Source organism: Rhodoplanes elegans, assembly GCF_016653355.1.
Lineage (GTDB): Bacteria > Pseudomonadota > Alphaproteobacteria > Rhizobiales > Xanthobacteraceae > Rhodoplanes > Rhodoplanes elegans.
Genome location: NZ_NHSK01000030.1, coordinates 1 through 12,951 on the forward strand (window position 1 = coordinate 1; position 12,951 = coordinate 12,951).

Consider the following 12,951-nt stretch of genomic DNA (forward strand, 5'->3'; position numbering starts at 1 on the left):
ACCGCGGCCCCCCCGGAGGTCGCCGCAGCGGTCCGGTCGGTCCGGCCGAACAGGCTCCACCCGCGGCCGGTCGCCGGTCGCGCGCCGGCGCGGGTCGCCTTTCGCGGGCCGAGCCCGGTCTGCGCTGCGAAGTCAGCGAGGCTCGGCACCGCCTCGACGTCGCCGGCGCACAGCGCCGCGAAGGCGCGCGCCGCCGGCCGCAGCGGGCGCAGCCGGTCGAGCGCGGCGATCACGGCCGACTTGCGCGGATCCTCGAAGTCGCCCTTGCGGAACAGGAGCCCGTTCTCGACCGCGTGCTCGGCATAGAGACGCGGCGCCATGATCGCGGTCTGCAGCGCCAGATAGATGGCGATCGCCGAGAAGCGATCGATGGTCGGGCCGAAGACCTGCCGGCGGCGGCCGGGATGCTGATAGTTCTGGTGGCCGCTCTCGACCGCCGGCCGCCCCGCCATGGCCGGCACGAACATGCCGTCGTAGTCGATCAGCCGCAGCCGGTCAGCAACCAGGATGTTGTCGTGCTGCAGGTCGCCGTGGGCGAAGCCCTGCTGCTCGGTCGAGGCCGCGAAGGCGAGGATGTCGGCGGCGATCTTTCGCAGCGCCTCCGGCGCCTCGAGATTGGCGCTCACATAGGTGTCGAGCGGGACGCCGTTCGCCCAGTCCATCAGGAGGCCGGGATAGCGCACCCCCTCGATCTGCACGGCCTGCGGCAGATACTCGAAGCCGACGAACTGCGGCGGCGTCCGCTCGGTGAGGAACGCCGCGATCGCGGCGTAGCGGTCGGCGCGGTCCGGCACGTGGCGGGTGAACAGCTTCAGCGCCTTCGGCCGTCCGGTCGGGTCCTCCAGCGCGAAGGTCGCGGCATAGTTGCCGGTGAACAGCACCGGCCGGTTGATCCGCTTCATGCGCCGGAAGGTCAGGCCGGCGAGTCGCTGATGCACGAAGGCGCGCTTCGCGACGGCGAGCGAGTAGTCGTTGGCGGTCGGCCAGCCAGCCATGACGCTATCCGGCCTCGACGATCATGAGGGTCGTGTCGTCGCGCCGCAGCCGGCCGGCGGCGCGTTCCTCGATCACGAGATCCGCGAACGCCGTCTCGCTCTCGATCGCCTGCAGCCGGGCGAGCCGCGCCTCGGTCTCGCCGAGCAGCCAGGCGCCGAGCGCGTCGGTCATCAGGCAGAACGCCGTCCTGGCATGTGCGGCGTAGCGGCCGACCGTCCAGATGCCGGACTGGTCGAGCAGATGCACGCCGTCGACGACATTGGTGTGATCGGCGGTGGAGAGCAGCACCGGCCGCCGCTCGAACTGCGCCGGCGAGGACAGCGGGAAGGCGCGCACCAGCGTCGGCCCCGCGCCCGCGCCGTCCGCGGCCCCATTGCCGGCGCTGTCGGCCGCGGCGGCGCTGGCGCCTTCGGCCGCTCCCTCCGGCGCGACTTCAGCGACGACGCAGATCGAGTCGCCGATCGCCTGGATCGCGTAGAGATGCTCCTTCGGCCACAGCATCAGGCCGACCAGCGCGGCGTAGCTGCCGCGCCGGTAGGCGTTGCGCCGGTAGGGCGGCCATCTGCGCATGTCGAAGGACTGCTCGTAGGTCGCCCGGGCGCCGGCGAGCAGCGCCCGGTCGAGCGGCGCGTGCGACACGAAGGCGGCGGCGAGCGCCCGCGCCCATCGCCCGGAGGCGAACGACTCGGTCGCCCCGTCGCACACCGCGAAGGCGGTCGCCGCCGCGTTGGCCGCGAAGGCGTCCTCGTTCTCGGACGGCACCTCGGGCTCCTTGGGCACCGACCAGGCACGAACCCTGCGCATGGCGTCACGTGGCCGTCAGGCCGGGCTCGCCTCCTTGGTCGGCTGCGCCGACGAGGGCTCGGTCGAAGGCGCCGACGCCGGGGCAGCCGGCTCGGCGTCGGCCGGCGCCACGTAGACGGGTGCGTTGGCCGGCCGCGTGCCGATCTGGAAGAAGCGCGCGATCGTGTCGGTGCCGGCCTTGAAGCCGAAGAAGCGCGAGGTCGCCGTCGTCTCGTAGGACTCGGCGACGGCCGGCCGCAGCGGCTCCGGGATCTCGCTCGACATCCGGAACAGCTTCTTGGCGTAGACGTCGGGCAGCGCCGCCTCGTCGGACGGGAAGACGACCTCCTTGCCGGTCTCCCGGCTGACATGGAGGTTGAACAGGAGAACGGCGCCGTCCCAGGTGGTGATCGCCTTGAGCTCGTTCGCCACCGGCTCCGGGTCGCCGTCGGTCGGTTCGCCGTCGGTGACGTGGAAGACGATCGGCGGGAACGAGGCGGGATGCTCCTTCACCCAGGCCGCGACGATGTCGCGGGTCTTCTCCAGCGCCTTGACCATCGGGGTGTCGCCGACCGCGACCGGCTCGAACCACACCTCGGATTCGACCTCCTCGTCGCGCATCTTGCCGTCCGGGTCCGGCACCTTGATGGTGACGGTCTCGATGCGCAGCGGCGCATCGGCGACCCGCGAGATCGGCAGGAAGAAGTCCTCGGTGTCCTTCCAGACGTTGCGCACCTTGCCGTCCGAGTAGCCGAGCGCGGCGACGTGGAAATAGTCGCGCACCTGCTCGTCGCCGCGCGTGCACTGGTTGACCAGCTCGCGCAGCGCGTCGTTGACGCTGCGCGCCAGGAAACCGGCGAGCGTCCGGCGGGTGTTGTTGAAGGCGTCGTTCATCGACGACGACTGATCGATCACGAACACGAAGGCCGCGGGATGCTTGCGGCTGATCTCGGCATCGTATGGCATGGGCTGAATCTCGCGGTGGAGCGGCAATGCCGCAAGCTGTACCACCCGGGCCGGAGGCGGTCGAGCCGCGCGACGCGGCGGCTGCGCCGGCCGGCGGTTCTGGACGACCGCCTCGGACGACACGCCCCGTGACGTCGGGCCGCGCCGGTCGCCGGGAACGCGCCCTGCCCGGTCCGGTTCCCCCTGAAGACCGCCGATCGCGGCCCCGCCGTCGCCCCCCGCGCGTCGCGGCCGTCGGGTCGCCGTCGTGATCTTCGAACACGGGAGCTTCCCATGCGCGTCCTCGAGAACACGCCCGGCCGTCTGGCCCTGCAGTCCAGCGGCTTCGCCAACGCCGTCACCTGCATCCTCGACAAGCCCGAGGGCACGGTGCGGGTGCAGCGCAAGGTGCTGCTGTGGCCGCGCACGCCCATCGAGGCGCCGCTCGATGCGATCGAGGACGTCACCATCAGCGAGGTCAAGGATGCGGCCTCGGGCACGCAGCTGCACGTTCCGGTCATCAACCTCGGCGCGGGCCGACTGGTCTCGCTCTCGGCGACCGACAAGGACGTCGCCGTCGAGGTGGTGGACACGATCCGCGCCTTCCTCGACGCCGGTCGCGACGGCCGCGGCCGCAAGCCGGCACGACCGCGCGGCTGACCGGACGGACACGACGACGAACGGCGGACGACGGTCGAACGGGACATCGTGCCCCGTGTCGCGTCCGCCGGTTCCAGGTTAGTGTCGGCTCTCGATTCTTCTGGTCCACCGGGCGAGTCCCCGGCCGGGCGTCACGCCGTTTTCCGGCAGAGAGAGCCGTGCCCACAATCGACTCCAAGCGCTCGACCCTCGTGGTCGTCGACTTCCAGGACCGGCTGATGCCGGCGATCGCCGAGGCCGAGACCGCGATCGCCAATGCGCGCCGCCTGCTCGACGGCGCCGCCCTGATCGGCATCCCGGTCGTGTTCACCGAGCAGAACCCGAAGGGGCTCGGCCGCACCGTCGCGGGCCTGCCGACCGCCGGCCATCCGGTGATCACCAAGCAGACCTTCGACTCGCTGCCGGCCGCCGGTTTCCTGCCGGCGCTGGCGCCCGCTCATGCGCTCGTCGTGGTCGGTTGCGAGGCGCATGTCTGCGTCTGCCAGACCGTGCTCGGGCTGCTCGCCCGCAAGCGCCAGGTCTATGTGGTGCGCGACGCCGTCGGCTCGCGCGCCGCCGAGAGCAAGGAGACGGCGCTGCGCCGCATGGAGCGCCACGGCGCCGAGATCGTGACGACCGAGATGGTGCTGTTCGAGTGGGTCGAGTCCGCCGAGCACCCGAAGTTCCGCGACGTCGCCCGCCTGGTGAAGTGAAGGCGCGCCGGCGCGATCACATTCGCCGGCCCTGAAATCCTGCGGCGAGGCAGGCCGTTGCGGACCGCGCACCGGACCACGGTGCCGGCGCCGGCATCGCCGAACCGTCACGGCCCCGCCCCGTTCCCTGACGATTGCCGCCCGGTTCGTCGCCGATCCTGGCAGCATCAACGATTCACGCTCGTCGGGGGGCTGAGCATGATCGTCCTGGACTGGATCGTCGCCGTGCTGGTCGGCGGCTTCGTCGCGGCGGCAGCCGTAGAGGCGCAGCTCTATCGCGACCGGAAAGGCCCGGCCGCCCGGCCGCGGTCGGGCTCGGGCCGGGTGCCGGCGGCGCACGGCCTGTGGAGCGTCGCCGAGGCGGCGTGGATCGGGGCTCGCGGTCCGCAAGGCCCGGGGCAGCGCCGGCTCGGCGCCCCGGAGCCCGACCAGAGGGGCTTCGCGGCGGCCGGTGCCTACGACGTTCGCGTTCAGTGGGCGCCGGACCGGGCACCGCGGGGTCCCCGGCGCCGGCGCTGACCCGTCGCGACGCCGGCGCGGTTGGCAGCGCCGCAAAAATCTGGCATGGGAGCGCCGCCGAGGAGCCCCCGATGCACATCCGGATGTTCTGGTCGAAAATCCACCGCGCGACCATCACGCATGCCGACCTCCATTACGAGGGCAGCTGCACCATCGACGCCGACCTGATGGACGCCGCGAAGATCCTGACCAACCAGGAGCTTCACGTGTGGAACGTGACCCGCGGCACGCGCCTCGTGACCTACGCGATCGAGGGCGAGCGCGGCTCCGGCGTGATCTGCATCAACGGCGCGGCGGCGCACGGCAACAAGCCGGGCGACCTCGTGATCCTCGCGACCTTCGCCGACATGACGGCCGAGGAGGCGAAGCGCCATGTCCCGACCGTCGTCCAGGTCGACGCCGACAACCGCATCGCCCACATCCGCGACGAGCTCCCCGGCCCGGCGCTCCGCGCGATCTGATCTTTTGTAGGGTGGGCAAAGGCGCGGCACGCGCCGTGCCCACGCCGTCTCACGTCGATGAAGCGGATGCCGACCGCGTGGGCCCGCCGCTACGCGGCTTTGCCCACCTCACGAGTTTCGGTCCACTACGAACACGGCGCTCTCGCGCCCGACCATATTCCCCCGCCCGAAATTCTCTCCGTCGCCTCGTCGCTTGCCGTCGCGGCGCAGCCTCCGACACCGTCCGCGTCGGCCGGACACATCGCGAAATCTCCCTGCCCCGGCCGCGATCCGACACCGCTGCCGCCGGAGTTGGCGGCGACTGTGGCATGGTTAACGGACCATGACTCGTTCGGGGGGACAGAGCATGATCGAACTGCATTGGATCGCCGTGTCGCTGGTCGGCGGCTTCGTCGGGCTGTCGGCGCTGGCCTGCATCGTCGAATGGCGCTGGCTCGCGGCGGAGACGCGGCCGGGGGCCGGATCGAGCCGGGTGTGACGGCGCGCGGGCGCCACGGCGGGGAGAACAGGCCCGCGTCGCTGGGGCACCACGATGGAATGACGCAGCTCGCACCCTATGAGGCTGCGTGCCCCGGGACGAGGCGCGTCGGGCCGAAGGCCCGATGCGCCGCAGAGCCGGGGCCGCACGACGGGCCGCGCGACAAGCAGCCCGACAACCGCCTCGGATGATCGCCCCTGGGTCCCGGTTCGCGGCGCGTCGCGCCGCGCCCGGGACACGGGAGATCAGGCGCCGTGCCCGTTTCCGTTGCCGTTGTCGCCGTTCTCCTCGGCCTCGCCTTCGGAGAGGCGCTCGACCGAGACGACGTGCTCCTCGTTGGCCGTGTTGAACACGATCACGCCCTGCGTGGAGCGGCCCTTGATCGAGATCTCCGAGACGCCGCAGCGGATCAGCTGGCCGCCGTCGGTGACCAGCATGAGCTGGTCGCTCTCCTCCACCGGGAACGACGCGACGAGCTTGCCGATGCGCGGCCGGATGCCGGCGCGGGTGCGGTTGTCCATGGCGACGATGCCTTTGCCGCCGCGGCCCGTGATCCGGTACTCGTAGGACGAGGTGCGCTTGCCGAAGCCGCGCTCCGACACGGTGAGGACGAACTGCTCGGCCGCCGACAGCGCGACGTAGCGCTCCTCGCCGAGCTGGATGTCGGCGCCGGTCGTCTCCTCGCGCTCCTCCGGCGCCCCCGCTTCCGCGTCGGGCTCGGCGTCAGCGCCGGTGCCGCGGCGGACCGCCATGGCGCGCCTGAGATAGGCCTCGCGCTCCTCGCCGCTCGCATCGACATGGCGCAGGATCGACAGCGAGATCACCTTGTCGTCGCGGTCGAGCGCGATCCCACGAACGCCCATCGAGGTGCGGCCCGAGAAGACGCGCACGTCGGTGACCGGGAAGCGGATGCACTGGCCGATCGCGGTGGTGAGCAGCACGTCGTCGCGCTCGGTGCAGATCTGCACGTCAACGATCGCCTCGCCGTCGTCGAGCTTCATCGCGATGATGCCGGACCGGCGCACGTCGGTGAAGTCGGAGAGCTTGTTCCGCCGCACCGTGCCGGACGTCGTCGCGAACATCACGTCGAGCTCGGCCCAGGTCGTCTCGTCCTCGGGCAGCGGCATGATGGTGGTGATGCGCTCGTCCTGCTCGAGCGGCAGCAGGTTGATCATCGCCTTGCCGCGGGCGTTCGGCGCCGCGAGCGGCAGCCGCCAGACCTTCTCCTTGTAGACCTGGCCGCGCGACGAGAAGAACAGCACCGGCGTGTGGGTCGAGGCGACGAACAGCCGGGCGACGAAATCCTCCTCGCGGGTCTGCATGCCGGAGCGGCCCTTGCCGCCGCGGCGCTGCGCCCGGTAGGTCGACAGCGGCACCCGCTTGACGTAGCCGAGATGCGAGACGGTGACGACCATGTCCTCGCGCTGGATGAGGTCCTCGTCCTCCATCTCGCCATCCTGGTCGAGGATGACGGTGCGGCGCGGGGTCGCGAACTTTTCGCGGACTTCCAGCATCTCGGTCTTGACGATCGACTGGATCCGTTCGCGCGAGCGCAGGATGTCCAGGTAGTTCGTGATCTCCGCGGCGAGCTTGTCGAGCTCGTCCTTGATCTCGTCGCGGCCGAGAGCGGTCAGGCGCTGCAGGCGCAGATCGAGGATGGCGCGGGCCTGCGCCTCGGAGAGCCGGAACGTGCCGTCGGGCTGCACCTTGTGGCGCGGATCGTCGATCAGCTCGATCAGCGGCAGCACGTCGGCGGCCGGCCAGTCGCGCGCCATCAGGGCCTCGCGCGCCTCGTTGGCGTCGCGCGAGGCGCGGATCAGGCGGATCACCTCGTCGATATTGGCGACCGCGACGGCGAGACCGACCAGCACGTGCGCGCGGTCGCGCGCCTTGCCGAGCAGGAACTTGGTGCGCCGCTTCACCACCTCCTCGCGGAACGCGATGAATGCGTTGAGGAGGTCCTTGAGCGACATCACCTGCGGGCGGCCGCCGTCGAGCGCCACCATGTTGCAGCCGAAGGTCGATTGCAGCGGGGTGAAGCGATAGAGCTGGTTGAGCACCACGTCGGCGACGGCGTCGCGCTTGAGCTCGACCACCACCCGGTAGCCGTCGCGGTCCGACTCGTCGCGCAGATCCGCGATGCCCTCGATGCGCTTCTCGCGCACCAATTCGGCGATCTTCTCCACCATGGTGGCCTTGTTCACCTGGTAGGGAATCTCGGTGACGATGATCGCCTCGCGCTCCTTGCGGATCGTCTCGATCTCGGCCTTGCCCCGCATCACGATCGAGCCGCGGCCGGTGTGGAAGGCCGACCGAATTCCGGCCCGGCCCAGGATCACGCCGCCGGTCGGGAAGTCCGGACCCGGCACGATCTTGATCAGGTCCTCGATGCCGAGCGCGGGATCGTCGATCAGGGCGACGGCGGCGTCGATCACCTCGCCGAGATTGTGCGGCGGGATGTTGGTCGCCATGCCGACCGCGATGCCGCCCGCCCCGTTGACGAGGAGGTTCGGGAAGCGCGCCGGCAGCACCGACGGCTCCTGCTCGTTGCCGTCGTAGTTCGGCCGGAAGTCGACCGTGTCCTTGTCGATGTCCTCGAGCAGCGCCATCGCGGGCCGGGCGAGCCGGCACTCGGTGTAGCGCATGGCCGCCGCGGGATCGCCGTCGACCGAGCCGAAGTTCCCCTGCCCGTCGATCAGCGGCAGGCGCATGGAGAAGTCCTGCGCCATGCGCACCAGCGCGTCGTAGATCGCCGAGTCGCCGTGCGGGTGATACTTACCCATGACGTCGCCGACGACGCGCGCCGACTTGACGTACTTGCGCTCCGGCAGGTGCCCCTGCTCGTGCATCGAGTAGAGAATGCGGCGATGCACGGGCTTGAGCCCGTCGCGCGCATCAGGGAGCGCACGCGACACGATCACGCTCATCGCGTAATCGAGATAAGCGCGCTTCATCTCCTCGGTGATGGAGACGGGGCGAATGTCCGATGGGCTGGTCGGCCCAGTCGGACCCGTGCTGCCCGGCGGGGGTGTGTCGTTGTCGGCCAAGTGCGGAGAATCCCGGCGAATCCGTTGCCCTCTAGATAGTCCATCGCGGCTGCGAAAGCCAGTTTTGCGGCGATAGGCCGGCGGATATTTTATCGTTTTCGAACAGGTATTTAGAACCGCCGATCCGGGGCTGGTCCCGGCGGGCCGCGACGATCGTGGCCGGACGGGCGCAATTCACTCGGTTGTTATTTCGGAAACGACAGGCGAAAGTTGAGGATTTGCTCTTCCACCGCGTCCGGTCGGGGTCCGACCTCGGCCGGGATCGCGCGGAGTGCGTGCAGCCCGGCGACTTTCAGCGGAGATCGGCCATGGCACGTTTCGAGACGATCATGGAGACCGTGCTCAAATGGGAGGGCGGCTACTCCGACCATCCCGCGGACGACGGCGGTCCGACCAATTTCGGCATCACCCACCGGGTGCTCGCACAGTGGCGCGGCGTCGCCGGCGTCACCCGGACCGAGGTGAGGAACCTCACCCGGGCCGAAGCGATCGAGATCTTCCGGGCGCGCTACTGGAATCGAATCCGTGGCGAGGCGCTCCCGCCCCCGCTCGACCTCGTCGTGATGGACGGCGCCGTCAACCACGGGGTCGAGAACGTCGCCAAGATGCTGCAGCGGATCCTGGGGGTCGAGGACGACGGTGTCATCGGGAACGACACGCTGGCGGCCCTCGCCCTGCACACCGGATCGCCGGCCGCGATCGTCGCCCTCGCCCTCAAGGTCGCCGATGCGCGCAAAAGCCGCTATGTCGGCCATCCCGACGCCAAGTACTTCCTGCGCGGCTGGAGCAACCGGCTCGGTGACGTGATGTCGAGCGCCCTGCGTGGGACCGGGTCGATCTGGTCGTTCTTCGGCGGCACCAGCGATGCGACGAGCGGAACCGTGCCGGCCCCCGACGACTCCCCCGACACGGGGGACACGGGGTTGGTCCGGCCGGTGATCGACGACGTTGACCTCCAGGTGCTGCTGATGACGGTCGGCCTCTACGACGGCGACCTCGACGGCCTGTTCGGCCCGAGATCCGTGGACGGCATGAACCGGTATCTGGCCCAGCGTAGCGCCGATATCGCCGGTGATTGGAGCCGCTGGTCGCCGGCGCGCCGGAAGATCGCGCTGGGCCAGTTCCTGTGCAACGACACCGACAACGACGCCGGGCGCGTCGACGGCCTGTTCGGTCCGCAGACCGAGTTCGCCTTCGACCAGTTCAATCGGATGAAGCTGCGGCTGCCGCGCGAGAAGTGGCGCGACCTGATCGACCAGCTTCCCGAGCCGCCGGTGACGGTCGCCACCTGGCCGCGGGAGAACGAGATCCAGACGATGACCTCGATCTTCGGCACGCTCGGCAACGGCTGTGGCGCTGTCCCGAAGAAGCGCCTCAACCTGCCGTATCGGATGAAGCTCGCCTGGGACAAGCGCATCGTGATCGACGGGTTCTTCGTTCACGCGCTGGTTCACGACAGCGCGGCGCGGGTCCTCGATAAGGTCTACGCCCATTACAAGGACGACGGCGTCGAGGATCTCGGCCTCGACTTGTTCGGCGGGTGCACGGCGTGCCGCCGCAAGCGCGGCGGCTCGAGCTGGTCGATGCATGCCTGGTCGATCGCGATCGACTTCGACCCCGACCGCAATCGGCTGAACTGGGGCCGCTCGCGCGCGCGGCTCGCCCGTACGGACGCGGCCAAGTTCTGGGAGTTCTGGGAGGCGGAAGGATGGGTGAGTCTCGGACGCGCCCGGGATTTCGACTGGATGCACGTCCAAGCGGCGCGGCTGTAGCGCGAGCGCGCCGCTCCATGTCGACCGTGACGCGATGGCGCGGACCGGCGCCCTCGCCTACGGTGCGGCATGGACCTGGACTATCTCCTCTCCGCCGCCGTCACGCTGTTCGTCGTGGTCGACCCGCTCGGGCTCGCGCCGGCCTTCCTGGCCGTCACCGAGGGGTTGCCCGCGGCGGCGCGCACTCATGTCGGCCCGCGGGCGACCCTGATCGCCGTCGTGGTGCTGGTCGGGGCGGCGCTCGTCGGGGAGTGGCTGCTGCACCATCTCGGCATCGGCCTGCCGGCCTTCCGGATCGCCGGCGGGCTCCTGCTGTTCGCCGTCGCCTCCGAGATGGTCCTGGGGGTGCGCATCGAGCGGCAGTCGCGCGAGGCCGAGCAGGCGATCGAGGAGCGGGTCCGCCACGTCGCCGCCTTTCCGTTGGCCATCCCGCTGATGGCCGGGCCCGGCGCCCTCACGGCCGCGATCCTGCTCGCCGGCCAAGCCGGGAGCCTCGCCCGCCTCGGCCTGCTGATCGGCGTGATCGTCGTGGTCTGCGCGCTCTGCCTTCTGGTGTTCCGCTTCGCCGGCCGGCTGTCGCGCTTCCTCGGCATCACCGGCAATGTCGTGCTGTCGCGCCTGCTCGGCGTGCTTTTGGCCGCGCTCGCCGTGCAGTACGTGATCGACGGGGCGAAGGCCGTGTGGGGGTGAGGTGCGCCGTCATTCCGGGGCGCGAGCCGAAGGCTCGCGAGCCCGGAATCCATAACCCCGGAGTCGGTGACTCACGACAGGCCGGGCGTATGGGTTCCGGGCTCGCCGCTGCGCGGCGCCCCGGAACGACGGGCGTTTACTGCCGATCGCGCGCGCTCTTCAGGCCCGAGACGAAGCGGGCGAGCGTGCGGGACGTGACGCCGCGCGGAATCATCGCCTCGATCAGCGAGAAGACGCCGCGCCGGGCGACGGCCTGCTCCAGCGCGGCTGCCAGCTCCTTGCGGGTCGAGACCCGCTCGCCATGGCCGCCGAGCGACGGCGCCGCGGCCGCAAAGTTCCAGTCCGACAGGTCGTTGAACTTCGATTCCGGTTGAAAGACCCGGAGCATCTCCCAGCTCGCGTTGTTGAAAACGATCACGATGGGATCGAGGCCATAGCGCCGGCAATTGCCCAGCTCCCAGCCGGTCATCTGGAAGGCGCCGTCGCCGACCAGGATCAGCGGCCGCGTCCCGGTCGCCGCCGCGACCCCGATGCCGGCCGGCACGCCGAACCCCATGCCGGCGTAATAGCCGGGAGCCGCCAGCGCCGTGTTGTCGATCTCCATGGCCGTGAACAGGCAGTCGCCGATGTCGGAGGCCATCGGCATCGGGCCGTGGCGGTCGAACAGGTCGTTGAGAGCGGTCGCGATGTCGGTCGGGGCGAGCGGCCGGTCGTCGGCGACGAGACCGCGCGGATAGGCCTCGAACGGCGGCAAGGTGCGCGGCTTCGGCGCCGCGTCCCCTTCGGTGCGGTCGAGCAGCGCGGCGACCAGGTCCTCGATCGGCAGGTCCGGATAGACATGATGGCCGACCCGCACGCTGCGGTCGATCGCCAGCACCGTGTGGCGCCAGTCGAAGCGCTTCTCCGACAAGGCGAAATTGGTGTCGCACAGGATCACGCCGAGGAGCAGCAGCGCGTCCGCGTCTTCGACCAGCCGGGTGACGGCGGGATCGCCGGCGCTGCCCAGATAGGTCCCGCGCAGCACGTCGGGCGCCTGCTGCAGCAGGCCGCGGCCCATGAAGGTCGTCACCACCGGAATGCCGAGCCGCCGCGCGAGCGTCGCCACGGCCGCCTCGATGCCGTAGCGGCGGACCTCGACGTCGACCACGATCACGGGCGACGTCGCACGGCCGAGCAGCGCGACGATCTCGGCGGCGCATTCGGCGAGCGCGTCCGGCTCGGCGGCGCGCGGCGGCAGCACCGGCACGGGCGCGACCTCGACGTCGACCATGTCGCGCGGCAACTCGATATAGACCGGCAGCGAGCGCTCGCGGGCGCTGCGCAGCACGCGGGCGATCTCGCCGGGCGCCGTCACCGGGTCGTCGAGCACGGCCTGGTCGCAGGTGATCTCGCGGAACACCGCGAACTGGGTGTCGACGCTGCGCGCCTGGTGATGCAGCAGCAGGCCGCTCGCCCGCTCGCGCGCCCCCGGTGCGCCGGCGACGACGACGACCGGCGAGCGCTCCGCATAGGCGCCGGCGACCGCGTTGACGACGTTGAAGGCGCCGGCCCCGTAGGTGACGACCGCGACCCCGATGCCGGACCGGTAGCGCGCCGCCGCGTCCGCCGCGAAGCCGACGGCCGGCTCGTGGCTCAGCGTGAAGCACGGCAGGATCGCCGTCTCCTCGACGATCTTGAAGAACGGCAACACGAAATCGCCCGGGATGCCGAACAGCTCCCGGGCGCCGTGGTCCTTCAGGCCCTGCAGGAGGGCGGTGGCGAGTGTCGGCATTCCCGGGCTCCTCGGGCGCGGTCCCGACGCCCTCGGCCGGCGACCGCGCACGGCGACTCGGGGGCGTCACGCCCGGACCAGCAGAGCATGTTTCGCGCCAGCCCGGGAACCGCCGACCGGGCGGCGCGGCGCCGCCC

At 70.7% G+C, this 12,951-nt stretch carries 12 protein-coding genes; 7 read left to right on the forward strand and 5 right to left on the reverse strand.

Going from position 1 to position 12,951, the window contains the following annotated elements:
- From CCR97_RS01840 to CCR97_RS01850, 3 genes are all read right to left on the reverse strand, one after another.
- A partial coding sequence (locus tag CCR97_RS01840) for a protein kinase family protein (RefSeq protein WP_201159257.1) occupies positions 1-995 on the reverse strand: 995 nt, incomplete at its 3' end.
- 4 nt (positions 996-999) lie between these two features.
- Positions 1,000-1,800: a hypothetical protein gene (locus tag CCR97_RS01845; protein ID WP_170146042.1), complete on the reverse strand. Its 801-nt coding sequence runs from the start codon at positions 1,798-1,800 to the stop codon at positions 1,000-1,002.
- Positions 1,801-1,815: 15 nt separating this feature from the next.
- Positions 1,816-2,745, reverse strand: coding sequence for a vWA domain-containing protein (locus tag CCR97_RS01850; protein WP_201159258.1), 930 nt, complete (start codon positions 2,743-2,745; stop codon positions 1,816-1,818).
- 273 nt (positions 2,746-3,018) lie between these two features.
- Here CCR97_RS01850 and CCR97_RS01855 point away from each other — a divergent pair, with 273 nt between their 5' ends.
- The 5 genes from CCR97_RS01855 to CCR97_RS31995 all read left to right on the forward strand — a co-directional run bounded on the left by CCR97_RS01855 (position 3,019) and on the right by CCR97_RS31995 (position 5,534).
- Positions 3,019-3,384: a hypothetical protein gene (locus tag CCR97_RS01855; protein ID WP_111359804.1), complete on the forward strand. Its 366-nt coding sequence runs from the start codon at positions 3,019-3,021 to the stop codon at positions 3,382-3,384.
- Between the two features lie 158 nt (positions 3,385-3,542).
- Positions 3,543-4,076, forward strand: a complete 534-nt coding sequence (locus CCR97_RS01860) for an isochorismatase family protein (RefSeq protein WP_111359805.1) — start codon at positions 3,543-3,545, stop codon at positions 4,074-4,076.
- 198 nt (positions 4,077-4,274) lie between these two features.
- Positions 4,275-4,595 (forward strand): hypothetical protein, encoded by a 321-nt coding sequence (locus CCR97_RS01865; protein WP_201159259.1) that lies wholly within the window; start codon positions 4,275-4,277, stop codon positions 4,593-4,595.
- 71 nt (positions 4,596-4,666) lie between these two features.
- Positions 4,667-5,056, forward strand: coding sequence for an aspartate 1-decarboxylase (gene panD / locus CCR97_RS01870; protein WP_111359217.1), 390 nt, complete (start codon positions 4,667-4,669; stop codon positions 5,054-5,056).
- Positions 5,057-5,402: 346 nt separating this feature from the next.
- The gene (locus CCR97_RS31995) at positions 5,403-5,534 is read left to right on the forward strand and encodes a hypothetical protein (protein WP_274611481.1); all 132 of its coding nucleotides are present in this window, start codon (positions 5,403-5,405) and stop codon (positions 5,532-5,534) included.
- Positions 5,535-5,779: 245 nt separating this feature from the next.
- On the opposite strand, the gene gyrA is transcribed toward CCR97_RS31995, so the two are convergent.
- Complete coding sequence (gene gyrA, locus CCR97_RS01875; RefSeq protein ID WP_207199365.1) at positions 5,780-8,581, reverse strand: DNA gyrase subunit A; 2,802 nt, start codon at positions 8,579-8,581, stop codon at positions 5,780-5,782.
- Between the two features lie 308 nt (positions 8,582-8,889).
- On the opposite strand from gyrA, the gene CCR97_RS01880 reads away from it, so the two are divergent.
- Positions 8,890-10,353 (forward strand): glycosyl hydrolase 108 family protein, encoded by a 1,464-nt coding sequence (locus CCR97_RS01880; protein ID WP_111359215.1) that lies wholly within the window; start codon positions 8,890-8,892, stop codon positions 10,351-10,353.
- A gap of 69 nt (positions 10,354-10,422) precedes the next feature.
- Positions 10,423-11,043, forward strand: a complete 621-nt coding sequence (locus tag CCR97_RS01885) for a MarC family protein (RefSeq protein ID WP_111359214.1) — start codon at positions 10,423-10,425, stop codon at positions 11,041-11,043.
- Positions 11,044-11,179: 136 nt separating this feature from the next.
- Here the strand turns inward: CCR97_RS01885 and ipdC are convergent, their stop codons facing one another.
- Entirely contained in the window at positions 11,180-12,814 is a 1,635-nt protein-coding gene (ipdC, locus tag CCR97_RS01890; RefSeq protein ID WP_111360581.1) for an indolepyruvate/phenylpyruvate decarboxylase, read from the reverse strand.
- Between the last annotated feature and the right edge of the window lie 137 nt (positions 12,815-12,951).

What these genes read in the sequence shown, in the direction of transcription:
- CCR97_RS01845 (WP_170146042.1), bottom strand. Translation starts at nt 1,800, where the DNA reads ATGCGCAGGGTTCGTGCCTGGTCGGTGCCCAAGGAGCCCGAGGTGCCG.
- CCR97_RS01850 (WP_201159258.1), bottom strand. Translation starts at nt 2,745, where the DNA reads ATGCCATACGATGCCGAGATCAGCCGCAAGCATCCCGCGGCCTTCGTG.
- CCR97_RS01855 (WP_111359804.1), top strand. Translation starts at nt 3,019, where the DNA reads ATGCGCGTCCTCGAGAACACGCCCGGCCGTCTGGCCCTGCAGTCCAGC.
- CCR97_RS01865 (WP_201159259.1), top strand. Translation starts at nt 4,275, where the DNA reads ATGATCGTCCTGGACTGGATCGTCGCCGTGCTGGTCGGCGGCTTCGTC.
- panD (WP_111359217.1), top strand. Translation starts at nt 4,667, where the DNA reads ATGCACATCCGGATGTTCTGGTCGAAAATCCACCGCGCGACCATCACG.
- CCR97_RS31995 (WP_274611481.1), top strand. Translation starts at nt 5,403, where the DNA reads ATGATCGAACTGCATTGGATCGCCGTGTCGCTGGTCGGCGGCTTCGTC.
- CCR97_RS01880 (WP_111359215.1), top strand. Translation starts at nt 8,890, where the DNA reads ATGGCACGTTTCGAGACGATCATGGAGACCGTGCTCAAATGGGAGGGC.
- CCR97_RS01885 (WP_111359214.1), top strand. Translation starts at nt 10,423, where the DNA reads ATGGACCTGGACTATCTCCTCTCCGCCGCCGTCACGCTGTTCGTCGTG.
- ipdC (WP_111360581.1), bottom strand. Translation starts at nt 12,814, where the DNA reads ATGCCGACACTCGCCACCGCCCTCCTGCAGGGCCTGAAGGACCACGGC.